22 protein-coding genes and 2 tRNA genes are annotated in these 24,533 nt (G+C 53.8%); 12 read left to right on the forward strand and 12 right to left on the reverse strand.

Annotated features, from left to right (window positions below; all coding sequences use genetic code 11):
- Positions 1-22: 22 nt before the first annotated feature.
- The 3 genes from OGX96_RS11795 to ascF form a co-directional block, all read right to left on the reverse strand.
- Positions 23-262: a SymE family type I addiction module toxin gene (locus OGX96_RS11795; RefSeq protein ID WP_008785630.1), complete on the reverse strand. Its 240-nt coding sequence runs from the start codon at positions 260-262 to the stop codon at positions 23-25.
- 172 nt (positions 263-434) lie between these two features.
- Complete coding sequence (locus OGX96_RS11800; RefSeq protein ID WP_286583117.1) at positions 435-1,859, reverse strand: 6-phospho-beta-glucosidase; 1,425 nt, start codon at positions 1,857-1,859, stop codon at positions 435-437.
- Positions 1,860-1,881: 22 nt separating this feature from the next.
- A complete protein-coding gene (gene ascF / locus OGX96_RS11805; protein ID WP_032944740.1) occupies positions 1,882-3,336 on the reverse strand; it encodes a PTS cellobiose/arbutin/salicin transporter subunit IIBC in 1,455 nt (484 codons plus the stop codon).
- 264 nt (positions 3,337-3,600) lie between these two features.
- Between ascF and OGX96_RS11810 the strand changes: the two genes are divergently transcribed.
- The 3 genes from OGX96_RS11810 (at position 3,601) to hypF (ending at position 7,689) form a co-directional block, all read left to right on the forward strand.
- Positions 3,601-4,614 (forward strand): LacI family DNA-binding transcriptional regulator, encoded by a 1,014-nt coding sequence (locus tag OGX96_RS11810; RefSeq protein WP_048215688.1) that lies wholly within the window; start codon positions 3,601-3,603, stop codon positions 4,612-4,614.
- Between the two features lie 145 nt (positions 4,615-4,759).
- Positions 4,760-5,305 carry an electron transport protein HydN gene (hydN, locus tag OGX96_RS11815; RefSeq protein ID WP_003037366.1) on the forward strand — a complete coding sequence of 182 codons (546 nt, stop codon included), beginning with the start codon at positions 4,760-4,762 and terminating at the stop codon, positions 5,303-5,305.
- Positions 5,306-5,448: 143 nt separating this feature from the next.
- Positions 5,449-7,689 (forward strand): carbamoyltransferase HypF, encoded by a 2,241-nt coding sequence (gene hypF / locus OGX96_RS11820; protein WP_286583118.1) that lies wholly within the window; start codon positions 5,449-5,451, stop codon positions 7,687-7,689.
- A gap of 162 nt (positions 7,690-7,851) precedes the next feature.
- Here the strand turns inward: hypF and norW are convergent, their stop codons facing one another.
- Both norW and norV read right to left on the reverse strand, forming a co-directional pair.
- Positions 7,852-8,985, reverse strand: coding sequence for an NADH:flavorubredoxin reductase NorW (gene norW, locus OGX96_RS11825; protein WP_032944731.1), 1,134 nt, complete (start codon positions 8,983-8,985; stop codon positions 7,852-7,854).
- The gene (gene norV / locus OGX96_RS11830; protein WP_286583121.1) at positions 8,982-10,436 is read right to left on the reverse strand and encodes an anaerobic nitric oxide reductase flavorubredoxin; all 1,455 of its coding nucleotides are present in this window, start codon (positions 10,434-10,436) and stop codon (positions 8,982-8,984) included. Before norV ends, norW begins: the two co-directional genes overlap by 4 nt.
- Positions 10,437-10,627: 191 nt before the next feature.
- Here norV and norR point away from each other — a divergent pair, with 191 nt between their 5' ends.
- Entirely contained in the window at positions 10,628-12,148 is a 1,521-nt protein-coding gene (norR, locus tag OGX96_RS11835; protein WP_286583122.1) for a nitric oxide reductase transcriptional regulator NorR, read from the forward strand.
- Here norR and gutQ read toward each other — a convergent pair.
- From gutQ to srlA, 7 genes are all read right to left on the reverse strand, one after another.
- Positions 12,145-13,110, reverse strand: coding sequence for an arabinose-5-phosphate isomerase GutQ (gutQ, locus tag OGX96_RS11840; RefSeq protein ID WP_003825938.1), 966 nt, complete (start codon positions 13,108-13,110; stop codon positions 12,145-12,147). The genes norR and gutQ overlap by 4 nt on opposite strands.
- Positions 13,103-13,876: a glucitol operon DNA-binding transcriptional repressor SrlR gene (gene srlR / locus OGX96_RS11845; RefSeq protein WP_003037350.1), complete on the reverse strand. Its 774-nt coding sequence runs from the start codon at positions 13,874-13,876 to the stop codon at positions 13,103-13,105. The genes gutQ and srlR overlap by 8 nt, the downstream gene beginning before the upstream one ends.
- A gap of 70 nt (positions 13,877-13,946) precedes the next feature.
- The gene (gutM, locus tag OGX96_RS11850; protein WP_286583127.1) at positions 13,947-14,306 is read right to left on the reverse strand and encodes a transcriptional regulator GutM; all 360 of its coding nucleotides are present in this window, start codon (positions 14,304-14,306) and stop codon (positions 13,947-13,949) included.
- A 55-nt stretch (positions 14,307-14,361) separates the two neighbouring features.
- On the reverse strand, positions 14,362-15,141 hold the full coding sequence (gene srlD, locus OGX96_RS11855) for a sorbitol-6-phosphate dehydrogenase (RefSeq protein WP_003037345.1): 780 nt from the start codon (positions 15,139-15,141) through the stop codon (positions 14,362-14,364).
- A 17-nt stretch (positions 15,142-15,158) separates the two neighbouring features.
- The gene (gene srlB / locus OGX96_RS11860) at positions 15,159-15,521 is read right to left on the reverse strand and encodes a PTS glucitol/sorbitol transporter subunit IIA (protein ID WP_008785621.1); all 363 of its coding nucleotides are present in this window, start codon (positions 15,519-15,521) and stop codon (positions 15,159-15,161) included.
- Between the two features lie 13 nt (positions 15,522-15,534).
- Entirely contained in the window at positions 15,535-16,506 is a 972-nt protein-coding gene (gene srlE / locus OGX96_RS11865) for a PTS glucitol/sorbitol transporter subunit IIB (RefSeq protein WP_008785620.1), read from the reverse strand.
- Positions 16,503-17,066, reverse strand: coding sequence for a PTS glucitol/sorbitol transporter subunit IIC (srlA, locus tag OGX96_RS11870; protein ID WP_003037339.1), 564 nt, complete (start codon positions 17,064-17,066; stop codon positions 16,503-16,505). Before srlA ends, srlE begins: the two co-directional genes overlap by 4 nt.
- A gap of 264 nt (positions 17,067-17,330) precedes the next feature.
- Between srlA and mltB the strand changes: the two genes are divergently transcribed.
- The 8 genes from mltB to OGX96_RS11910 all read left to right on the forward strand — a co-directional run bounded on the left by mltB (position 17,331) and on the right by OGX96_RS11910 (position 24,532).
- A complete protein-coding gene (gene mltB, locus OGX96_RS11875; protein ID WP_003037336.1) occupies positions 17,331-18,410 on the forward strand; it encodes a lytic murein transglycosylase B in 1,080 nt (359 codons plus the stop codon).
- 191 nt (positions 18,411-18,601) lie between these two features.
- Positions 18,602-19,099, forward strand: coding sequence for a nicotinamide-nucleotide amidase (gene pncC / locus OGX96_RS11880; protein ID WP_048225249.1), 498 nt, complete (start codon positions 18,602-18,604; stop codon positions 19,097-19,099).
- Positions 19,100-19,191: 92 nt separating this feature from the next.
- Positions 19,192-20,256 (forward strand): recombinase RecA, encoded by a 1,065-nt coding sequence (gene recA, locus OGX96_RS11885; RefSeq protein ID WP_003037330.1) that lies wholly within the window; start codon positions 19,192-19,194, stop codon positions 20,254-20,256.
- Between the two features lie 86 nt (positions 20,257-20,342).
- Positions 20,343-20,843 (forward strand): recombination regulator RecX, encoded by a 501-nt coding sequence (gene recX, locus OGX96_RS11890; RefSeq protein ID WP_048225248.1) that lies wholly within the window; start codon positions 20,343-20,345, stop codon positions 20,841-20,843.
- A gap of 128 nt (positions 20,844-20,971) precedes the next feature.
- Positions 20,972-23,599: an alanine--tRNA ligase gene (alaS, locus tag OGX96_RS11895; RefSeq protein ID WP_234096568.1), complete on the forward strand. Its 2,628-nt coding sequence runs from the start codon at positions 20,972-20,974 to the stop codon at positions 23,597-23,599.
- Positions 23,600-23,837: 238 nt separating this feature from the next.
- Positions 23,838-24,023: a carbon storage regulator CsrA gene (gene csrA / locus OGX96_RS11900; protein WP_000906486.1), complete on the forward strand. Its 186-nt coding sequence runs from the start codon at positions 23,838-23,840 to the stop codon at positions 24,021-24,023.
- A gap of 336 nt (positions 24,024-24,359) precedes the next feature.
- Positions 24,360-24,452: transfer RNA gene (locus OGX96_RS11905), tRNA-Ser, on the forward strand.
- 3 nt (positions 24,453-24,455) lie between these two features.
- Positions 24,456-24,532 (forward strand) — tRNA-Arg (locus OGX96_RS11910).
- Position 24,533: the final 1 nt, after the last annotated feature.

The raw sequence follows: 24,533 nt of genomic DNA on the forward strand, positions 1-24,533 counted from the left end.
CTGTTTTCCCAGTGTATCCTCGTCATTCAATTGCCTGCTCAATAATTAATTTCCCCTGCATCACTGATACATTCACTGCCGTACCGGTCGGAAATCCAGCTTGTTCCAGCCAGTCGCCGTTCAGCGTGAGTGAGGCGTGACGACTGATTCGTCGTGTATATCCCGTTTTTGGATCTTCATGGCGTTTTCTGACATAGCTGACTTTCAAGCGACGTACCGGTTTGGTGATTGCCACCGCTGTTTTGCCCTTTTTATCAAACATGCACGCTTCCTTGTGGTGAACGGCCAGGATTAAAAACTACTGAATAAAATGCCAGTAAAAAAGGGGGAGGGCAAACCTGAAACTGGAAGGACGATTCCAAATCCGGAATGTAATAAATGAAATGAAAATGTGTACTTCTGCCGGAAGGCTGTAACCCCCTCCGGCAGATCCGTCATGCCAGATCGGCACCGTTACTGGCGATGACTTTTTTGTACCACCAGAATGATTTCTTGCGTGTACGTGCCAGCGTGCCGTTGCCCGCGTCATCGCGGTCCACATACACAAAACCGTAGCGTTTGCTCATCTCACCGGTTGAGGCAGAAACCAGATCGATACAGCCCCAGGAGGTGTAACCCATCAGCGGCACGCCATCTTCAATCGCGTCTGCCATGGCGCGAATATGTTCGCGTAAATAGCTGATGCGATAGTCGTCATTGATCTCACCGTTGGCATCGATTTCATCTTTCGCTCCCAGCCCGTTTTCCACCAGAAACAGCGGCTTCTGGTAGCGGTCATACATCATATTCATGGTGATGCGCAGGCCGAGCGGATCGATGCCCCAGCCCCATTCACTGGCGGCAATGTACGGATTACGCAGCGACTTCACCACGTTGGCAGCGCTGGTATTGCCCGAGTTCATTTCAGCGGAGGCGCAGCGCGATGCGTAATAGCTGAAAGAGACGAAATCGACGGTGTTTTTCAGGATGTCGTCGTCTTCCGGGGCTTTTTCGATTACCACGCCTTTTTCGCGAAACACGCGGGCAGAGTAAGCCGGGTAGGCCCCACGCGCCTGCACATCAATGAAGAACAGGTTTTCACGGTCTTTTTCCAGTGCGGTCCACACATCTTCCGGCTTACACGAGTAAGGATAAAAATTACCGCCAGCCAGCATACAACCGACCTGGTTTTGCGGATTAATTTCATGGGCTATTTTAGTCGCCAGGGCGCTGGCTATCAGTTCGTGGTGAGCGGACTGATATTTCACCTGATCCTGATTTTCACCTTCTTCAAATACCAGCCCGGCGCCTGAAAAGGGGCTGTGCAGCATGATGTTGATTTCGTTGAACGTCAGCCAGTACTTCACCAGACCGTCAAAGGCCTCGAAGCAGGTACGGGCGTAGCGGGTAAAGAACTCCACCATTTTGCGGTTACGCCAGGAGCCGTACTCGGTGACCAGATGCATAGGCACATCGAAGTGACACAGCGTGACTAATGGCTCAATACCGTATTTTTTACACTCGGCAAACACGGCCCGATAAAACGCGATTCCGTCTTCATTCGGCGTCAGCTCGTCGCCGTTAGGGTAGAGGCGGCTCCAGGCAATGGAAGTCCGAAAAACCGTAAACCCCATTTCCGCCATCAGCGCGATATCTTCTTTATAGCGATGATAAAAGTCGATCGCCTGATGGCTGGGATAAAATTCGTCATCCCGCAGCGTAAAGCGCTTTTCCTGACCCAGTTTGACGGGCATGCGGTGTGTGCCGTGGGGGATCATATCGACAGTAGTCAGCCCTTTGCCGCCTTCCCGGTATGCCCCTTCAGACTGGTTGGCGGCCAGTGCGCCGCCCCATAAAAATCCTTGCGGAAAAACAGACATAATTAACCTCAGTTCATACCAGTCAAATGCTGGCTCCATTGATATTGCCCGGTTGTGCGGCCTGGTTTTTTCTGGCCTGCGCGGCTGCATCTTCGACAGGAATATCTTCAAAGCCGAGAATCAGCGTTAGTACAAAAGAAAGCACTACCGCCAGCGCCATCACGCCAAATACCCAAACGATGGTCATCGGATTGGCCGGATCGAAAAACTGGACGCTGGTGAACAGACCTGGAGCCGCCATGGAGTGGCTTGCAAGCCCGGCCATTCCAGCAACAGCACCGCAGATAAAACCGCTGATAAGGCTCGCAATCAGCGGACGTTTCAGGCGGATTGCCACGCCATACAGCGCGGGTTCGGAAATGCCCGCCATGATGGCTGAGGCGGCGGCCGCTAACGCCGTCTGGCGCAGCTCCGGGTTTTTGGTTTTCCATGCCACTGCCAGCGATGAACCACCTAACGACAAGTTGGCACCGATTTCCGACGGCATCACCATGCCTTCTTTTCCGGTTTCGGCAATGGTCTGAATAATGGTTGGCGTAAAGACACGGTGCATACCGGTCATTACCAGCAGCGGCCACAGCGCGCCCATAATGGCCACTGACAGCCAGCCGAGATAGCCGTGGATGGTATAGACCAGCGCTGAAATCGCGCTACCAATCCAGATACCGATCGGGCCAATGATGACGATGGCGAGCGGGGCGGCGATCAGCACGATCAGCATCGGTTTGAGGAAGTTTTTGGTCACCGCCGGAGTTATACGATCGACCCAACGTTCGATGTATGACAAGCACCAGGTCATGACCAGCGCCGGGATCACCGTGTAGGTGTATTTCACCGCCGTCACTGGGATCAGGGCAAACTCAACGTGCTCACCCTGCGCGGCCTTCGCCATCAGGTCGATAAAGCTGGGATGCACCAGTACGCCCGCGATGGCGATAGCCAGCGACATGTTGGTTTTGAATTTGATAGCGGCCGACGCGGCGACCATCAGCGGCAGAAAGAAGAATGCACCGTCGCCAATGACGGTCAGAATGGTGAGCGTGGACGATCCTTTCACCAGCACGCCGGTCATTTCCAGAACCATCGCCAGCAGCTTGAGCATTGATCCGCCGATAATCGCCGGGATCAACGGCGACATTGTGCCGATCAGCGCATCAAGGATCCCCGCGCCAATCCGCTTCAGCGTCAGTCGGGGTTTGATTTGCGGCTCAGCAGGCTGCATGTTGGCAGGCAACAGGCTGACCACTTCACGATACGCCTGCGAAACGGTGTTGCCGATAATCACCTGACATTGGTTCTCGTTGCGCACCACGCCCAGCACGCCAGTGAGGGTTTTCAGCGTCGCGCTGTCGACCTGCGAGTCATCTTTGATAACGAAACGCAAACGGGTCATACAGTGGGTCACTGCTGTGATGTTGTCGACGCCTCCCAGAGCCGTCACAACGGAGCGCGCCAGCGCTGCATAATTCTTGGACATCGGATTTAATCCTGTTTTATCAGTAGAGTACGTTATTTTTTATCCGTTTACGTGGATCGCTTTTCTGGGTTGATGAAACTCAGATAGGAAACCGGTTCCACAAAATCATGTTTAAATTGTATTAACTGATCAAGATTTAATTTTGATCAATTTTTGTAATTGTGACTCCGATCACCAGATGTCAGCGTCTGCGATTTAGCAGCAAGGACAGCGGCAAAACGGTGCAGTACACTGCGTCACATTGAGAGAAAAGGGATGAGTAATATGACCACGATGCTGGAGGTGGCGAAGCGTGCCGGAGTGTCGAAAGCGACGGTTTCCCGGGTGCTTTCTGGAAACGGCTATGTCAGCCAGGAAACCAAAGACCGCGTGTTTCAGGCCATTGAAGAGAGTGGTTACCGCCCAAATTTGCTGGCGCGCAGTCTCGCGGCGAAAACCACGCAGACACTGGGCCTGGTGGTAACAAACACCCTTTATCACGGCGTCTATTTCAGCGAACTGCTGTTTCATACCGCGCGGATGGCGGAAGATAAAGGGCGCCAGCTGTTACTGGCTGACGGTAAGCATAGCGCTGAGGAAGAGCGCCAGGCGATCCAGTACCTGCTCGACCTGCGCTGTGACGCGATTATGATATATCCGCGTTTTCTCAGCGTGGATGAGATAGATGACATCATCGATGCCCACAGCCAGCCGATTATGGTGCTTAATCGACGCCTGCGGAAAAACAGTAGCCACAGCGTATGGTGCGATCAAAAGCAGACCAGCTTTAACGCCGTTACTCAGCTCATTGCCACCGGGCATAAAGAGATTGGTTTTATTACCGGCTCGATGGATTCGCCAACCGGCGTGGAGCGACTTTCAGGCTATAAAGACGCGCTGGCACATCATGGGATCGCGCTAAATAATGATCTGATTGTTAAAGGGAAATGGACGCCAGCCTGCGGCGCAGCGGGTGTGGATACTTTGCTCTCGCGCAAGGTCAATTTTACCGCATTGGTGGCCAGCAATGACGATATGGCGATCGGCGCGATGAAGCAGTTGCACGAGCATGGTGTGAGCGTTCCCGCACAGGTGTCGGTGATTGGCTTTGATGATATCGCCCTCGCGCCATACACTATTCCGGCGCTTTCCAGCGTTAAAATTCCGGTAACAGAAATGATTCAGGAAACGATTGGGCGTCTGATCTTTATGCTAGGTGACGGGGCGTTTACGCCGTCAAAGACCTTCACCGGTGAACTCATTGCGCGCGACTCAGTTGCGCCGCCCGTTTCGCGCTGACGGCTGTCATTTGTCATCGTCACTAGTGACGATGACACGCCCTTCTTGCGTTCTTCAGAATAAAATTCCTTTAATAACAGTAAATTAAATTCTGGCACGATTTGTGTATGCTTCGGCAGATATTCTGTCATTGCTGGAGAAATTGATGAACCGTTTCATCATTGCAGACGCCAATAAATGCATTGGTTGCCGTACCTGTGAAGTGGCCTGCGTGGTATCCCATCAGGATAACCAGGATTGCGCATCGCTGACCCCTGAAACCTTTTTACCCCGCATTCACGTCATCAAAGGCGTTAATGTCTCCACGGCGACGCTGTGCCGCCAGTGCGAAGACGCGCCGTGCGCTAACGTCTGTCCGAACGGTGCGATCAGCCGTGATAAAGGTTTTGTTCATGTAATGCAGGAACGTTGCATTGGCTGTAAAACCTGCGTTGTGGCTTGTCCTTACGGCGCAATGGAAGTGGTCGTGCGTCCGGTCGTGCGTAACAGCGGCGCAGGTCTGAACGTCCGCGCAGAAAAAGCTGAAGCCAATAAGTGCGACCTGTGCCACCATCGTGAGGCCGGTCCTGCCTGTATGGAAGTGTGCCCAACTCACGCGCTGATATATGTGGATCGCAATAAGCTTGAGCAACTGAGCGCGGAAAAACGTCGTCGCGCCGCGCTGGATTCCACCGCATCTTTGCTGTTCTGATATCTGAAAATCCGCGTAAAATACGGTAGTACTTATGCCGGATGGCGGCTTTGCCTTATCCGGCCTACTGTTCGCATCCACGTAGGCCTGATAAGCGTAGCGTCATCGGGCAAACCGGGATAGATGACTGCGGGAACGACTTAATGACAATAAACAACCACTCCGGCGTACAGCTGCGTATTCGCGGCAAAGTACAGGGCGTCGGATTTCGCCCCTACGTCTGGCAACTGGCGCAGCGCTTACAACTGCATGGCGATGTGTGTAACGACGGTGACGGTGTGGTTGTGCGCTTACAGGAAGATCCGGCGGAATTTATTGCGCAGTTGCATCAACACTGCCCACCGCTGGCGCGCATTGACAGCGTTGAGAGCGAACTATTCGCCTGGACGCAGCAGCCCGCCGATTTCTCGATTCGTCAAAGTGCTGGCGGTACGATGAATACGCAAATCGTTCCGGACGCCGCGACCTGTCCCGAATGCCTTGTTGAAATGAACACCCCCGGCGAACGTCGTTACCGATACCCCTTTATCAACTGCACCCACTGTGGTCCGCGTTTTACGATTATCCGCGCGATGCCCTACGATCGTCCGTTTACCGTAATGGCGTCATTCCCACTCTGCGCGCAATGTGACAAAGAGTATCGCGATCCGTACGACCGTCGATTCCACGCCCAGCCAGTGGCTTGTCCGGCATGCGGCCCTCATCTGGAGTGGTTCTGTGCGGGTGAGCGAGCGGAGAAAGAAGTGGCGCTGCAGGCGGCGGTATCGCGGCTGAAAGCAGGCGGTATTGTGGCGGTTAAAGGCATTGGTGGGTTTCATCTGGTGTGCGATGCGCGAAATGATAATGCCGTAGCGCTACTCAGGCTGCGCAAACACCGTCCGGCGAAACCTCTGGCAGTGATGCTGCCCTCTGATGAGGGATTGCCTGAACCCGCTCGTCGTTTGCTGACTACCCCTGCTGCGCCGATCGTGCTGGTGCAGAAACGCTATGTCGCTGCATTGAGCGAGGGCATTGCGCCGGGGTTAACGGAGGTTGGCGTCATGCTGCCAGCGAATCCGTTACAGCATTTACTCTTACAAGAGATGAATTGTCCGCTGGTGATGACCTCTGGCAACCTCAGCGGCAGGCCTCCGGCCATTACTAACGCCCAGGCGCTGGAAGATTTACATGACATTGCCGACGGTTTCCTGCTGCATAATCGCGAAATTGTGCAGCGGATGGATGACTCCGTGGTGCGTGACAGTGGGGAAATGCTGCGTCGTTCCCGAGGTTATGTGCCGGATGCGGTCGCACTACCACCAGGATTTCGCGACGTGCCGCCGATGCTGTGCTTAGGCGCGGATCTGAAAAATACTTTCTGTCTGGTCCGTGGTGAACAGGCGGTTATCAGCCAGCATTTGGGCGATCTCAGCGATGACGGCATTCAGCAACAGTGGCGTGATGCGCTACGCCTGATCCAGAACATTTATGACTTTACGCCGCAGCGTATCGTGCATGATGCACACCCTGGCTATGTTTCCAGCCAGTGGGCCAGTGAAATGGAGCTGCCAACTGAAACGGTGCTGCATCACCATGCGCATGCCGCTGCGTGTCTTGCGGAGCACGGCTGGCCGCTCAATGGCGATGATGTGATTGCTCTGACGCTAGACGGTATCGGTATGGGGGAAAACGGCGCGCTGTGGGGAGGGGAGTGTTTGCGGGTCAACTATCGTGAATGCGAACACCTTGGCGGCTTACCGGCGGTAGCGCTGGCGGGCGGCGATCTGGCGGCAAAACAGCCGTGGCGTAATCTGCTCGCGCAGTGCCTGCGTTTTGTTCCTGACTGGCAGCGTTATCCGGAAACATCGGTGCTGCAACATCAAAACTGGAACGTGCTGGCGCGCGCTATTGAACGGGGAATTAACGCTCCGCTGGCGTCATCGTGCGGACGACTGTTTGATGCCGTTGCTGCCGCGTTGCAATGTGCACCGGAATCATTGAGTTATGAAGGTGAAGCGGCCTGTGCGCTTGAGGCGATGGCATCGCAATGTGATGGCGTTGATCACCCAGTCACGGTGCCGCTTGATGACAATCAGCTGGACTTAGCAGTTTTTTGGCAGCAATGGCTGAACTGGCAGGCCAAACCAGCAGAAAGGGCGTGGGCGTTTCACGACGCGCTGGCGCGTGGGTTTGCCACTCTGATGCGAATGCAGGCCGAAGCGCGCGGGATTAAGACGTTAGTATTTAGCGGTGGCGTGATGCATAACCGCTTATTGTCGGCCCGTCTGGCGTTTTATCTGCGTGATTTTACCTTACTGTTCCCGCAGCGTTTACCGGCGGGCGACGGCGGGTTGTCATTGGGGCAGGGCGTGACTGCCGCAGCGCGAGCATTGGCGAAAAAATAAAAAAAAGCCCCGGGACTGGCGGGGCAAGGAAAACATGTCGGGGCATACCGACAAGTGGCAACGCACATCCATGTGCGTGAGGTTAATAAATCAGTAGCAGCGTTGCCGGGCAAAGTCGTAGGCCGGATAAGACGCGAAGCGGCGCCATCCGGCATCCCGGACTTACACGGGCAACGTTTTCAGCAGCGCAAAGGCCTCTTTCATGCGGTCTTCACTGACGACAAACGCACACAGCTGGCCTTCGTCGTTCATCCCTCTGGCGACCATCCCCTGCGCTTCGGCGGCGATGTGCCAGTTTAGATCCCGGCGCTGGGTTTCCCCGGCCAAATGCAGAGGCAGTTCTGGCGTTTTGACTTTTACCAGCATGGCTGGCAGTTTCAATGGCGCATTGCCGCCGAGCAGGTTTTTCGCCAGATACATGGCGCTCAGCTGAATCGGCTGCAGGAACGGGAGCACCTGACCGTTAATCTCCGCACAGTCGCCGAGAGCATAAATGTCCGGGTGGCTGGTTTGCAGGTAGCTATCGACGCAGACGCCACGATTGATGTTCAATCCGGCACGACGCGCCAGTGCGGTCTCCGGGCGTAAACCGGTGGCGGCGATCACCGCATCGACTTCTACGCTGCGGCTACGATCGAGCGTGGCACAAATACCTGACGCCGTTTTCTCCAGCCCCTGAAGCTGTGATTTCAACAGCAGGTGTACGCCCATATCGGTCAGACGATGCTGTAAGCGACTGCTGACTTCCGGCGGCATCAGCGAAGCCAGAATGCTGGCGGCGTTGTCGATAAGCGTTACCGCTTTACCGGCACGACAGAAATCCATCGCCAGTTCACTGCCAATCAAGCCGCCGCCGACAATCAGTACCCGCTGGGCATCACGCAGCTGTGTTTCACAAGCGCGATACTCTTGTTGGCTGTTCAATGTGAGCATTAACTCACGTCCGGTAACCGGCGGTACAAAGGCTGACGCGCCTGTCGCCAGCACCAGTTTGTCGTACTGCCACTGCTGATCCTGGCTTTTCACTACGTGGGCATCAGCATCGATGTCGGTTACCCAGGTGTGCGGAAACAGACGCAAATTAAACTGTTCGGCAAACTCCCCCGCCGACTGGCGGGTGAGGTCGTCTGCACGCTGTGACTGACTGATAACATGGCTGAGATCGGGCTTGTTGTACTCATCCATGCTGTCCGCAGCAATCAGGGTCAGCGGGACATTTGCATCCTGCTTACGGATATTTTTGACTAACTGGCGGGCGGCGAAGCCCGAACCAATAATGACAATTCCGCGGCTCATTTTGCCTCCGTTGCCAGGACGTCGAAGACGTCTTTACCTAATGAACATTCCGGGCACAGGAAGTTATCCGGCACGTCGCTCCACGGTGTTCCCGGCGCGACATCCTGCAGCGGTTCACCTTTTGCCGGGTCGTAAATCCACTGGCACACGCTGCACTGCATGCTAGGGCCAAGATCGGCGGCAGCCGCAGCCGCAGCGGCGCAAGCGCATTCTTCTTCTTTGGATGCGGCTTTTACGGTTGTTTCCGGCAGTGGAGCAAGCGCCCACTGACGTGCGATTTCACGGCCGTGCTGGCGGCATAGTTCCAGTGCATCCAGGTCCGGACGCCATTTCGCCTTCAGGCTCAGCGACATTTCGAAACCAGCATCCTGCAAACGCGTAGACAAACGGTCTACTGCGCCGCCGCTCCAGCCGTGTGAGCCAAAGGCGCTGGCGCGTTTGTTACGAAAACGCAGGCCGGTCATCTCTTCCACCAAACCGGCGATTTTTGGCATCATCACGTTGTTCATCGTCGAAGTACCGACCAGCACGCCTTTAGAGCGGAAGACGTTAGTCAGAACTTCGTTCTTATCGCTACGGGCGACGTTAAAGATTTTCACTGCCACGTTCGGGTCAACTTCATTGATGCCCTGGGCTATGGCGTCCGCCATCATGCGGGTGTTGTTGGACATGGTGTCGTAGAAAATGGTGATGCGGTCTTCCTGATAATCCGCCGCCCATTTCAGATACATTTCCACGATTTGCGTCGGGTTGTCGCGCCATACCACGCCGTGGGAAGTAGCAATCATATCGACAGGCAGGTTGAAGCCGAGGATCTCAGTAATTTTCGGTGTAACCAGACGGCTGAACGGCGTCAGAATGTTGGCGTAGTAACGCTGGCACTGTTCGAACAGTTCGGTCTGGTCAACTTCGTCGTTAAACAGACGTTCGTCGCAGTAGTGCTGGCCGAAGGCGTCGTTACTGAACAGCACCGCGTCGCCGGTCATGTAGGTCATCATGCTGTCAGGCCAGTGCAGCATTGGCGTTTCAACGAAGATCAGCTGTTTGCCGTTACCAATGTCCAGTGAATCACCGGTTTTCACCACGTTGAAATTCCACTCCGGGTGATGGTGATGCCCGTTGATGGAGTCAATGGCGTTGGCTGTGCAGTAAATCGGCGTGTCCGGGATGCAGGACATCAGCTCAGTCAGCGCCCCTGCATGGTCTTCTTCCGCGTGGTTAATGATGATGTAGTCGATATCCGCGAGGTCAATTTCACTGCGCAGGTTCTGTACGAATTCACGGCTAAACTTGTGGTCTACTGTATCGATCAGGACATTTTTTTCTTCACGGATGAGATAGCTGTTGTAGCTGCTGCCGCGCAGCGTTTTGTATTCAGTCCCGTGGAAATCACGAACTTCCCAGTCACGTTGGCCAACCCAATGAATGTTATTTTTAACCAGAATAGACATAGCAACCTCAGTAATTAATTCAGCGTTTTTCTAAAAAAGATGTTTTGCTTATTGCAGGTTGCGTGCCAACTTTTTATCTTATTGATTTTAATGTTTTTATTGTTTTGTGCTTATTAAGTGGTAGTCAAAATGACTATTTATTTCATTGTCAATATGACAATATGAATTGTCAAAATGACAATGAGGTAGTCATGAGCTTTTCCGTAGACGTGCTGGCGGGCATCGCCATTGAATTACAAAGCGGTATTGGGCATCAGGACCGTTTTCAACGTCTGATAACCACTTTGCGTCAGGTGCTGGAGTGCGACGCGTCGGCACTGCTGCGCTACGAGTCGCGACAGTTTATTCCGCTGGCGATCGATGGGCTGGCGCAGGATGTTCTCGGCAGACGCTTTACTCTGGAAGGGCATCCGCGTCTGGAGGCGATTGCCCGCGCCGGAGACGTAGTTCGTTTCCCTGCCGACAGCGATTTGCCAGACCCATATGATGGTCTGATTCCGGGGCAGGAGAGTCTGAAGGTGCATGCCTGTATTGGGCTGCCGTTGTTCGCCGGTCAAAATTTGATTGGTGCGTTAACCCTGGATGGCATGGAGCCCGATCAGTTCGATGTTTTCAGCGATGAGGAGCTTAGGCTGATTGCCGCGCTGGCGGCGGGTGCGCTGAGCAATGCGCTGCTGATTGAACAACTGGAAAGCCAGAATATGCTGCCAGGTTCGTCAACCAACTTTGAGCAGGTGACGGAAACCCAGATGATTGGCCTGTCGCCCAATATGATGCAGTTGAAAAAAGAAATTGAGATTGTGGCGGGGTCCGATCTCAATGTGCTGATTAGCGGCGAAACAGGGACCGGGAAGGAGCTGGTGGCTAAAGCTATCCATGAAGGTTCGCCGCGCGCGGTGAATCCACTGGTGTATCTGAACTGTGCGGCGTTGCCGGAAACCGTAGCCGAAAGTGAGCTGTTTGGTCACGTAAAAGGCGCGTTTACCGGGGCTATCAGCAATCGTAGCGGTAAGTTTGAAATGGCCGACAATGGGACGTTGTTTCTCGACGAGATAGGCGAACTCTCGCTGGCACTACAGGCTAAGCTGCTGCGCGTATTGCAGTACGGCGATATTCAGCGCGTGGGTGACGATCGCAGCCTGCGCGTGGATGTGCGGGTCCTGGCGGCGACGAACCGTGATTTACGCGAAGAGGTGCTGGCCGGGAATTTCCGCGCGGATTTGTTCCACCGTCTGAGTGTCTTCCCCCTTTCTGTACCGCCTCTTCGTGAGCGCGGCGAAGATGTGGTGCTGCTGGCCGGCTATTTTTGCGAGCAATGCCGACTGCGGCTGGGTCTTTCCCGCGTGGTGCTAAGCCCCGGCGCGCGTAGCCATCTGCTGAATTACGGCTGGCCCGGAAACGTGCGCGAGCTGGAGCATGCCATTCACCGGGCGGTTGTTCTGGCCAGGGCTACCAGGGCAGGGGATGAAGTGGTGCTGGAGGCGCAGCATTTTGCCTTGCAGGATGAAGGTCCGGCTCCGCAGGTGGCGGAAGTTGTTGCGGAGATCCCACAACATCACAATCTGCGTGAAGCAACAGAGTCGTTCCAGCAGGAGATGATCCGCCGGGCACTGGCGCAAAATAATCACAGTTGGGCGGCAAGCGCGCGGGCGCTGGAAACAGACGTCGCCAACCTGCACCGGCTGGCGAAACGTCTGGGTCTGAAGGATTAGATAATACCGGCCTGATAGAAATCCTGCAGGTTGATAGCACCGGTGAGTTTGCCGTTTTCATCGACCACCGGTGCGGCAGTGATTTTACGCTTCATCAGGATCTCTTTGGCGTCAATCGCGCGGCTCTGCGCCTGTAGCGTAATGCCATTCTGAGTCATAGCTTCGCTAACCTGGGTGGTGAGCGCTCCGCCGCCAACCAGCCAGCGGCGCAGGTCACCGTCGGTAAAGACCCCTTTCACTAGTGACTGGTCGTCGCAGACCGCGACCAGGCCAAGACCCGTGCGGCTGAGTTCCAGCATCGCGTCCATAACGCTGGTGGTGAGCTTCACCTGAGGTATGGCATCGTCGCGGCGCATCAGATGATGCACTTTATTCAACAGACGAGCACCCAGCGCACCTGCCGGATGTGAGCGGGCAAAATCTTCTTCGTTAAAGCCGCGCGCCTGCATTACGGCGATCGCCAGCGCGTCGCCCATCATCAACGTATTTACGGTGCTGGACGTCGGTGCCAGGCGCATCGGACAGGCTTCGCGCTCAACGGAAATATCCAGCACGGCTTTGGCTGCCAGACCCAACGGTGAGGTCGGTTTTCCGGTCATTGCCAGCAGTGCGACGGATTTGTCTTCCAGGCGTGGGATGATGAGATCCAGCTCTTTCGCACCGCCGGAGTAGGAGATAAACAGCATGACATCACGGCTTTCGATCATCCCTAAGTCGCCGTGCAGCGCTTCCGCCGGATGCACAAAAAAGGCGGGCGTGCCGGTACTGGCGAGGGTCGCCGCAATTTTTTTGCCAATATGACCTGATTTACCAATACCGGAGACAATGACTTTGCCTTCACAGTGGATAATCGTATTGGCGGCGCGGACAAAATCATCGCCCAGGCGTTCTGGCAGTCGGCTGGCTTCCTGTAGTTCCAGCATTAACGTCTGACGGCCCGCGTTCAGTAGTGCATCACTCATTGGTTTCTCCGGTTATGATCACTTCAATCCCTTTTGCTTCCAGCGCCTGACGAAACGCAGGGTCGATGCCCGCATCGGTAATCAGCTTGTCGACGCTTTCCAGACTGCATACAACATTAGGGCTTTTGCGCCCAAATTTTGACGAGTCAGCCATCAGAATCACTTCGCGAGCGGCATTGCACATCGCTTTACTGACGCTAAACACCTCATTAAAGGTGGTCACGCCGGCATTGAGGTCAATGCCGTCGGTGCCCATGAAGAGTTTATCAAAGCTGAACTGCTCAAAGGCATTTTCTGCCAGCTGACCGTGAAATGACGCAGATTTTTTGCGAAAAGTCCCGCCGGGCATCAGGATAGTTTGCTCGTTGTCCAGCTCCGAAAGGGCGTTAACAATGTGCAGACTGTTGGTCATGACGGTGATGTTGCTAAAGCGCGTGAGCATCGGCACCATCTGCAGTACGGTGCTACCCGCATCCAGAATAATAGAGTCGCCATCGTGTATAAAACGGACGGCGGCTTCGGCAATCTGCTCTTTTTTATGCGTATTGATTAGCGTTTTGTGATCGATTGGCGGGTCGGATTCGTCTTTATTTAATACCACACCGCCGTAGGTACGAATGACGGTTCCGGCATTTTCCAGAATGACCAGGTCTTTGCGAATGGTCGTGCCGGTCGTGTCAAAGTAGTGGGCCAGTTCTTCAACCGAGCATTTGCCCTGCTTTTGCAGATGCTCCAGTATGGCAGCCTGACGCTGACGAGGTTTCATAGGCGTGATTACCCTGACTTAATAAGTTGCAAAATGATAATTTCGCAAGCTATTAGCATTCACAACGAAATTACCCATGTTTCAGTTTAAGCGCCAATGATAGTGCATTCTGTGATAACGGATCATGGGGAAAGATCACATCAGGCTGTAAATCATCAAGATGTTTGCCCATTATCGTGACAATTTTGCCTGGTCGGGCGAATACCGTAAGACCTTTCATAAATAACGTGTCGGTCACCCGTTGCTGCTCATCCAGCGCAATGGCTACCACCACGCGCGGTTTAAAACGCCCACCGGAGCGACCAACACCAACCCGACCTTGCTGGCAGAGTTGATCAAACGCCCGGTTAAAGCGGGATATTTGCCAGCCACCAAGCGCCAGTTGCAGGCACCAGGCGATAGCGGCGACGGTAATCAGTGCGGAAACCATTATGTACTCCTTTGATTTTGCCGGATAAGCGCAGCCGCCATCCGGCAATTCAACATTAAAACATCACCTGACCGCCGGTCACGTTGATGGACTGCCCGGTGCAGTAAGAGGCTTTTGGACTGGCGTAAAACAGCAGCATGTTCAGTACGTCCTGATAATCGCAGCCGCGTTTAAGCGGAACCTTATCAATGTAGTACTGCTCCACCTCATCTGGCTTAAGGCCCAGCTTGGTCGCATATTGCGGTAATAACGACTGAAACATTGGTGATTTCAGCAGGTTGCCGAGCATCAGCGAATGTACGGTGATCCCATACTCCGCCAGATCCAGCGCCAGCGACTGGGTTAAGCCCACGCCACCAAATTTTGCCGCGCTGTAGCCTGAATTGTGTTTGCTGCCCACTTTCCCTGATTTTGAGTTGATCTGGATAATGCGTCCCTGCACGCCATCGCGGATCATCAGGCGTGAAAATTCACGAGCACAGAGGAAGTAGCCGACCAGATTGACCTGCAGCGAGCGGTCGAAATCCCCAAGCTGAAAGTCGCTGATAAACGCGGCTTTAGCGATACCCGCACTGTAAACCAGCAGATCGACACGACCGAATATTTCATCCACTCCGCGCGACAGCGCCAGCACGCTCTGTTCGCTGGTGGCATCTGCGCCAAAACCGTACGCGGTACCTTCGCCAAACTCGGCGTTAATTTCTTGCGCGACGTTGGCAGCTTTATCGCTTTGAATATCCACCACCGCGACGCGGTATCCTTCTGTCGCAAGCCCACGGCAAAGGAATGCCCCCAGGGTCTGGCCTCCACCAATGACAACGGCAACCTGATTCATTTTTATCTCCTTCAATCTTAAGCAACAAACTTCAAAATACAGCCCGGGGTGATACCGTCCGGGACGGGGCCCGCAACGTGTACAGTGCCGGGGAATTCCGCTTCGCTCTGCCCGTCAAAGCGCAGGGTGATATGCCCGAGTTCACGTAAGTTTTGTTCCGCAACGCTGCCCACGGCGGTGACCGGGTAGTGGTGCTGGCCCAGTTCAAACTGGATCCCTGCTTGTAAAGAGCCGTTCAGGTCCCCGTGGCAATGGATGAAACAAAACTCTTCGATATCCGCTGGCGCGCCTTCACGAAAGGTAATCAGCATCTGGTCGCACAGTGCATCCGGGGCGCTCTGGCCGATACGGGTGATGGTGGTTTGATAAATGACGGTCATTTTTGAGTGCCCCTTATTGGTAAATAAAGCCAGAAACAAACCAGGCGATGAGAACGGTAGGTGCGCCGGTCAGAAAACGGCTCACCAGTACGGATGGCACGCCGACGCGGACCGTGTCCTGACGTGCTTCGGCCAGCGACAATCCGACTGGAATAAAGTCACATGCAGCCTGGGCGTTAATGGCGAACAGGGCAGGTAGTGCAAGATGCGGAGGAATGTTCCCCAGACCAATCTGTACACCGATCAGCACGCCGATAACCTGGGCGATAACCGCACCGGGGCCGAGGAAAGGCGACAGCAGCGGGAAAGAGCAGATCAGCGCCAGAGTAACCAGTCCCAACGGATGGCTGGCCAGCGGCGCGAGTCCATGGGCAATCCAGTCTCCCAGACCCGAAGCCATAATGATGCCGATCAGTGCCGAGACGAACGCCATAAATGGCAGAATAGTTTTCAGGACGGTATCGATGGTGTCACGTCCGGACTGGAACAGAACCGCAACGGCTGAACCCATGCCCATTCCCACTTTTGCCAACAGGCCGTCGCTTTGTTCGGTAATCTTTTTACTGGTGTCGTAATCGCGACCGATAGTGCTGCTTGCAGGTTGCGGCGCAGCGGATGCCTCGCCGACAATCGTGATGTTTTCTTCTTTCACGCCAGAGACATAGATATCTTCGACAATGTACTGAGCCAGCGGGCCGGATTTACCCGTAGCGTGAATATTCACCGTCGGTATACGGCGTTTGGGATAGATCCCACAGCGCAGCGTGCCGCCGCAGTCGATGATCGCCACACCAATTTCGTTCTCCGGTGGCTCGCCCTCTTTGAAGCCATCAACTGCCTGCCAACCGGTCAGGCTTGCTATCCTGTCGACTATTGCGGGGCGAGTTCCTGCGGTGATATAGACAATTTTCTTGCCCGGAATGGCATCCAGTTCAAGGGGGCCACCCCAGCCGCCGGTGCCTTTTTCAATACGAATACGTGTCATGATGTTGCTCCCGCCAGATGCACCTTCTGTTCAAGTTGAATGCCCATTTTTTTCTCGAAGATAGTGGTGGTGAAATCGGTCACCCAGCCGCGGAAGAAGTTAGTCACCAAACCGACCAGCAGGTAGCTCACCGCCAGTGGGCCAAGCGGAAGCCCCAGCGTGGTCAGGCCGCTGGCGATCCCCAGATAGACAAACAGTTCGCCGGGGTTGATGTGCGGGAATAAGCCGTTCATTGAATGGCAACTGTAAGAGGCGGCGGCGTAGTAGCTAGGCTTGTATTTTTCTGGCATAAAGCGACCCAGACTCAGCGTCATCGGGTTACAAAATACAAATGTGCCGATGCACGGCAGCAGCAAATAGCGGGACAGTGGATTTCCAGCGCAGCGCTGAGCAAAACGTTCAATACGCTGCTGGCCGATAAAGTTAATCAGCGCATTCATGATGACCAGCAGGCTAATCAGCAGGGGAAGAATACCGGTCACCATACCGGTAAACACTTCTCCGCCTTTCTGGAACAGCCCGATAAACCACTCAGCACCGAGTGTGATGGTGTCGATCATTATTCTCTCCTGTAGGGATTTTAGTTATCTTGCCAAACGGTGGCTAATTTTAATCAGATTGAAAGATGTAAAAGTGTTATTTTGATCTCAAAATGAAAGATAAATATTTTAATTTGAAAGTTATTGCGTGAAGGCTCGCAAATGTGAAGGTCCTAGATGAAAGGGGATGTAAATTCTGTGAAGGAGAGCGACTACCGCTTCCTTGTATGGCGGAGGATGCTTTACCATACTTCTCCCAGGCTGAATTTGTTTAATGGATGTCTCATGTTCAAGCGTCGTTATGTAGCGTTACTCCCCCTTTTCGTACTGCTCGCTGCCTGTAGCAGCAAACCTAAACCTTCAGAGACTCAAACGACTACGGGTGCGCCATCCGGCGGCTTCCTGCTTGAGCCACAGCACAACGTCATGCAAACGGGCGGTGATTTTGCCAATAATCCGAACGCGCAGCAGTTCATCGAAAAAATGGTGAACAAGCACGGCTTTGACCGCCAGCAGCTGCAGGAGATCTTGTCGCAGGCCAAGCGTCTGGACTCGGTATTGCGTTTGATGGACCGCCAGGCACCGACGACTCAACCGCCAGCCGGTCCTAACGGCGCATGGCTGCGCTACCGCAAACAGTTCATCACGCCTGACAACGTGCAAAATGGTGTGGCCTTCTGGAATCAATATGAAGATGCGCTGAACCGCGCGTGGCAGGTCTATGGCGTTCCGCCGGAAATTATCGTTGGCATTATCGGCGTTGAAACGCGTTGGGGCCGCGTGATGGGTAAAACGCGGATTCTGGATGCGCTGGCGACGCTGTCGTTTAACTATCCTCGTCGTGCGGAATACTTCTCTGGTGAACTGGAAACCTTCCTGCTGATGGCGCGAGATGAAAGCGACGATCCGCTCGATTTGAAAGGTTCTTTCGCCGGCGCGATGGGCTACGGCCAGTTTATGCCGTCTTCCTATAAGCAATATGCCGTTGATTTTAATGGTGATGGCCACATTAACCTGTGGGATCCGGTTGATGCCATCGGTAGCGTGGCGAATTACTTCAAGGGCCACGGCTGGGTGAAAGGCGATACGGTCGCGGTGCCGGCAAATGGTCAGGCACCTGGGCTGGCGAACGGCTTTAAAACCCAGTACAGCATTTCTCAGCTTGCTGCGGCGGGTCTGACGCCACAGCAGTCGTTGGGTAATCATCAGCAGGCCAGCCTGCTGCGCCTGGATATTGGTACCGGCTATCAGTACTGGTATGGATTGCCGAACTTCTACACCATCACCCGCTACAACCACAGTACCCACTACGCGATGGCCGTGTGGCAGTTGGGTCAGGCGGTCGCGCTGGCGCGCGTGCAGTAATCGCTCCACCGGCCTACAGGAAGAAATCTCTTGTAGGCCGGATAAGATGCCCTGATATCGTCATCCGGCAGGTCTTATTTATGCAACGGAGCAATTTTTGGAATCCCCCTCGTAAAACGTTCTCTCCATCCCCACATTGGTTATGAAAGTGCTATCTTGTCCGGCATATTTTTTAACTGACAGAGGCTGAAATGACCGACAGTGAACTGATGCAGTTAAGTGAGCAGGTTGGCCTGGCGCTGAAAGCGCGTGGGGCGACCGTTACGACGGCGGAGTCCTGCACCGGCGGCTGGGTGGCCAAAGCGATTACGGATATTGCCGGAAGCTCCGCCTGGTTTGAACGCGGGTTTGTGACCTACAGCAACGAAGCCAAAGCACAGATGATAGGCGTGCGCGAAGAGACGCTGGCCCAGCATGGGGCGGTGAGCGAGCCTGTAGTGGTGGAGATGGCGATTGGCGCGCTAAAAGCTGCCCGCGCGCATTTCGCTGTCTCGATCAGCGGTATTGCCGGGCCGGATGGCGGCAGTGAAGAAAAGCCCGTGGGTACCGTATGGTTCGCCTTTGCCAGCGCGAGCGGCGAGGGGATTACGCGTCGGGAATGCTTCAGCGGCGATCGCGACGCGGTACGTCGACAGGCGACCGTCTACGCGTTACAAACCCTGTGGCAACAATTTCTACAAAATACTTGATACTGTATGAGCATACAGTATAATTGCCTCAACAGAACATTATCTATCACGTTTCGCGGTTTAACCCGAAAGCGGCATGACAGGAGTAATTAATGGCTATCGACGAAAACAAACAGAAAGCGTTGGCTGCAGCGCTGGGTCAGATCGAAAAGCAATTCGGTAAAGGCTCCATCATGCGCCTGGGTGAAGACCGCTCCATGGATGTGGAAACTATCTCCACCGGTTCGCTTTCTCTGGATATCGCATTGGGCGCGGGCGGTTTGCCAATGGGCCGTATCGTCGAAATCTACGGGCCTGAATCCTCCGGTAAAACAACGCTGACCCTGCAGGTTATTGCCGCTGCACAGCGTGAAGGTAAAACCTGTGCATTTATCGATGCGGAACACGCGCTGGATCCGGTCTATGCACGTAAGCTTGGCGTTGATATCGACAACCTGCTGTGTTCTCAGCCGGATACCGGTGAACAAGCGCTGGAAATCTGTGATGCGCTGGCGCGCTCCGGTGCGGTTGACGTTATCGTTGTCGACTCCGTTGCCGCATTGACGCCGAAGGCAGAAATCGAAGGCGAGATTGGCGACTCTCACATGGGCCTTGCGGCGCGTATGATGAGCCAGGCGATGCGTAAGCTGGCCGGTAACCTGAAGCAGTCCAACACGCTGCTGATTTTCATCAACCAGATCCGTATGAAGATTGGCGTTATGTTTGGTAACCCGGAAACCACCACCGGTGGTAACGCCCTGAAATTCTATGCGTCTGTTCGTCTGGATATCCGTCGTATTGGCGCGGTGAAAGAAGGCGACAATGTGGTCGGCAGCGAAACCCGCGTTAAGGTTGTGAAAAACAAAATTGCAGCGCCGTTCAAACAGGCTGAATTCCAGATCCTTTACGGTGAAGGCATCAACTTCTACGGCGAACTGGTTGACCTGGGCGTGAAAGAGAAGCTGATTGAAAAAGCCGGTGCATGGTACAGCTACAACGGTGAGAAAATCGGTCAGGGTAAGGCGAATGCGACCAACTGGCTGAAAGAAAACCCGGCAACTGCGAAAGAAATTGAGAAGAAATTACGTGAGTTACTGCTCAATAACCAGGATTCAACGCCTGATTTCTCCGTTGATGACAGCGGCGAAGACGTAAAAGAAACGAACGAAGATTTCTGATAATCTGTTTTGAATCGCATGTTATGAATCACATATAGTAAAGGGCTGCATATCATGCAGCCCTTTTTCATTTCTGAAGGCTTACTATGACAGAAGCAACTTCCCGCCGTTCCGCTTATTCCCGGCTGCTTGACCGCGCCGTACGCATTCTGGCGATGCGCGACCACAGCGAGCAGGAACTGCGGCGCAAGCTGGCCGCTCCGGTGATGGGGAAAAATGGACCAGAAGAAATTGATGCCACGCCGGAGGATTACGACAAGGTCATCGCCTGGTGTATTGAAAGTCGTTATCTGGATGATGATCGTTTCGTGCAGCAGTTTATCGCCAGCCGTAGCCGCAAAGGTTATGGACCAGCCCGAGTGCGCCAGGAATTAAACCAAAAAGGGATCGCACGTGAAGCTATCGAGCGGGCCATGCGTGAGTGCGAAATTGACTGGGCAGTGCTTGCACGCGAGCAGGCCATTCGGAAGTACGGTGAACCTTTACCTGTCGATTTTTCAGATAAAGTAAAGGTCCAGCGTTTTTTGCTCTATCGCGGCTATCTGATGGAAGATATTCAGGCAATATGGCGAAATTTTGACGATTGACCGCATACGGGATTTTACTTCCCAGTAAAGAAAACTTATCTTATTCCCACTTTTCGATTGCCAGAGGCGCAGTTTGCATGCCGATGCTGGTAATGACATTTCGTTAGCTTGATTTCTTCAGGATAATTATGAGCAAGAGCACCGCTGAGATCCGTCAGGCGTTTCTCGATTTTTTCCATAGTAAAGGACACCAGGTAGTTGCCAGCAGCTCCCTGGTACCGAACAATGACCCTACTTTGTTGTTTACCAACGCCGGGATGAACCAGTTCAAGGATGTTTTCCTTGGCCTCGACAAGCGTAATTATTCCCGCGCAACCACCTCGCAGCGTTGTGTACGTGCGGGCGGTAAGCACAATGACCTGGAAAACGTCGGTTACACTGCACGTCACCACACTTTCTTCGAAATGCTGGGCAACTTCAGCTTCGGCGATTACTTCAAACACGACGCTATTCAATATGCATGGGAACTGCTGACTGGTGAAAACTGGTTTGCCCTGCCAAAAGAGCGTCTGTGGGTAACCGTCTATGAAACTGACGATGAAGCCTATGAAATCTGGGAAAAAGAAGTCGGTATTCCGCGCGAACGTATCATCCGTATCGGTGATAACAAAGGTGCGGCTTATGCTTCAGACAACTTCTGGCAGATGGGTGATACCGGTCCTTGCGGTCCATGTACCGAAATTTTCTACGACCACGGCGACCATATCTGGGGTGGACCTCCGGGAAGCGCAGAAGAAGATGGGGATCGCTACATTGAGATCTGGAACATCGTCTTCATGCAGTTCAACCGTCAGGCTGACGGCACCATGGAACCGCTGCCGAAACCGTCCGTGGATACCGGTATGGGTCTGGAGCGTATTGCGGCCGTGCTGCAACACGTTAACTCCAACTATGAAATCGACCTGTTCCGCTCATTGATCGAATCCGTGGCGAAAGTCACTGGCGCAACCGATCTGAGCAACAAGTCTCTGCGCGTTATCGCCGACCATATCCGTTCCTGTGCATTCCTGATTGCCGATGGCGTTGTGCCGTCGAATGAAAACCGTGGCTATGTGCTGCGCCGTATCATTCGTCGCGCGGTACGTCATGGCAACATGCTGGGCGCGAAGGATACCTTCTTCTACAAGCTGGTTGGTCCGTTGGTGGACGTCATGGGCTCTGCAGGTGAAGAACTGAAGCGTCAGCAGGCTATGGTTGAACAGGTTCTGAAAACCGAAGAAGAGCAGTTTGCGCGTACTCTGGAGCGTGGTCTGGCGCTGCTGGATGAAGAACTGGCAAAACTGTCTGGCGATACGCTGGATGGCGAAACTGCATTCCGTCTGTATGACACCTACGGTTTCCCGGTTGACCTGACGGCAGACGTTTGCCGCGAGCGTAACATTAAGGTTGATGAAGCGGGCTTTGAAGCTGCAATGGAAGAACAGCGCCGTCGTGCGCGTGAAGCCAGCGGCTTCGGCGCAGACTACAATGCGATGATTCGCGTTGATGGCGCCTCTGAATTTAAAGGCTACGAGCACTTGGAACTGAACGGCAAAGTGACCGCGCTGTTTGTTGATGGTAAAGCGGTAGACGCAATTAACGCAGGTCAGGATGCCGTTGTCGTACTGGATCAGACTCCGTTCTATGCGGAATCTGGTGGTCAGGTTGGCGACAAGGGTGAGCTGAAAGGCGCAGGCTTCGCGTTTGCCGTTAGCGACACGCAGAAATATGGCCAGGCCATTGGTCACATCGGCAAGCTGTCTGCGGGTTCTCTGAAAATTGGTGATGCGGTACAGGCTGATGTGGATGAAGCCCGTCGTGCGCGTATTCGTTTGAACCACTCCGCAACGCATCTGATGCACGCAGCGCTGCGCCAGGTTCTGGGCACACATGTGGCACAGAAAGGCTCGTTGGTTAACGATAAACTGCTGCGCTTCGACTTCTCTCATACCGAAGCGATGAAGTCTGCTGAAATCCGTGCCGTTGAAGATCTGGTGAACGCGCAAATCCGTCGCAACTTGCCGATTGAAACGAACATCATGGATCTCGAAGCGGCAAAAGCCAAAGGCGCAATGGCACTGTTTGGCGAGAAATATGACGACCATGTGCGCGTTCTGAGCATGGGTGATTTCTCTACCGAATTGTGTGGCGGTACTCACGCCAGCCGTACGGGTGATATCGGTCTGTTCCGCATTGTGTCCGAGTCAGGTACTGCGGCAGGCGTTCGTCGTATTGAAGCCGTAACCGGTGAAGGTGCTATCCAAACCGTGCATGCTGAGAGCGATCGCTTAAGCGATATTGCGCAGTTGCTGAAAGGCGATAGCCAGAATATCGGTGACAAAGTTCGTTCCGTGCTGGAGCGTACTCGTCAACTGGAAAAAGAATTGCAGCAATTGAAGGAACAGGCTGCGGCGCAGGAGAGTGCAAATCTTTCCAGCAAAGCGGTTGATATCAACGGCGTGAAGCTGCTGGTCAGCGAACTCGCGGACGTTGAGCCGAAAATGTTGCGTACCATGGTTGATGATCTGAAAAATCAACTGGGGTCTACCGTTATCGTTCTGGCAACGGTAGTGGAAGGTAAGGTTTCTCTGATTGCGGGTGTGTCTAAGGACGTGACAGATCGCGTGAAAGCAGGGGAACTGGTTGGAATGGTCGCTCAGCAGGTCGGCGGTAAGGGTGGCGGTCGTCCGGACATGGCGCAAGCTGGTGGTACGGATGCAGCGGCTCTGCCTGCAGCGTTAGCCAGTGTGAAAGGCTGGGTCAGCGCAAAACTGTAATAATTATAAGCGTAAGTCGACGCTGCTGACTTCAATCCGCAGCGTTTGAATCAACGCTATCGACAACGATAAAGTCAGGTTGAAGTTGTGTATATCGGCTAAACTTAGGTTTAACAGAATGTGATGCCGTGACTGCTTACACTTAGGTGTTTGTCATCGCTTACTTTTTGGCGTTATATGATGGATAATGCCGGGATACAGAGAGACCCGACTCTTTTAATCTTTCAAGGAGCAAAGAATGCTGATTCTGACTCGTCGAGTTGGTGAGACCCTCATGATAGGCGATGAGGTCACCGTGACAGTTTTAGGGGTGAAGGGCAACCAGGTGCGCATTGGCGTAAACGCCCCGAAAGAAGTTTCTGTCCATCGTGAAGAGATCTACCAGCGTATCCAGGCTGAAAAATCCCAGCAGTCCAGTTACTAAGGTTTTCGCGTCTCACCTTTCTGGTGAGGCGCAACCTGATTGAGTTACTCTTTTTCTTCTCTTTTCTTCTTCGTCTTCCCCATTTTTTCGATTCCACTGCGCGTAATGCCTTTTCCTGCGAAGTTTCCGTTTGTTCACTCCTTCAGGAAATTGCCAATTTATCTGTTGATAAAACACTCTTTTTGCCGTTTTTGCAGACTAATTGCGCGTGAAATGTGCAAACGATAAAAGCTCTGGAAAAATTGTTTGACTTATAAGTCCCAGAAAGTAATATGTGCGCCACGCAGCGACGATGAGCAGAAACAAGTTCTTCGAAGCACTCGCAAGAGGCGTGTTGGTGAGGTGGCCGAGAGGCTGAAGGCGCTCCCCTGCTAAGGGAGTATGCGGTCAAAAGCTGCATCCGGGGTTCGAATCCCCGCCTCACCGCCATTTGCATCCGTAGCTCAGCTGGATAGAGTACTCGGCTACGAACCGAGCGGTCGGAGGTTCGAATCCTCCCGGATGCACCAT

It is taken from the genome of Citrobacter sp. Cpo100, from assembly GCF_030332595.1.
Taxonomy (GTDB): Bacteria; Pseudomonadota; Gammaproteobacteria; order Enterobacterales; family Enterobacteriaceae; genus Citrobacter; species Citrobacter portucalensis.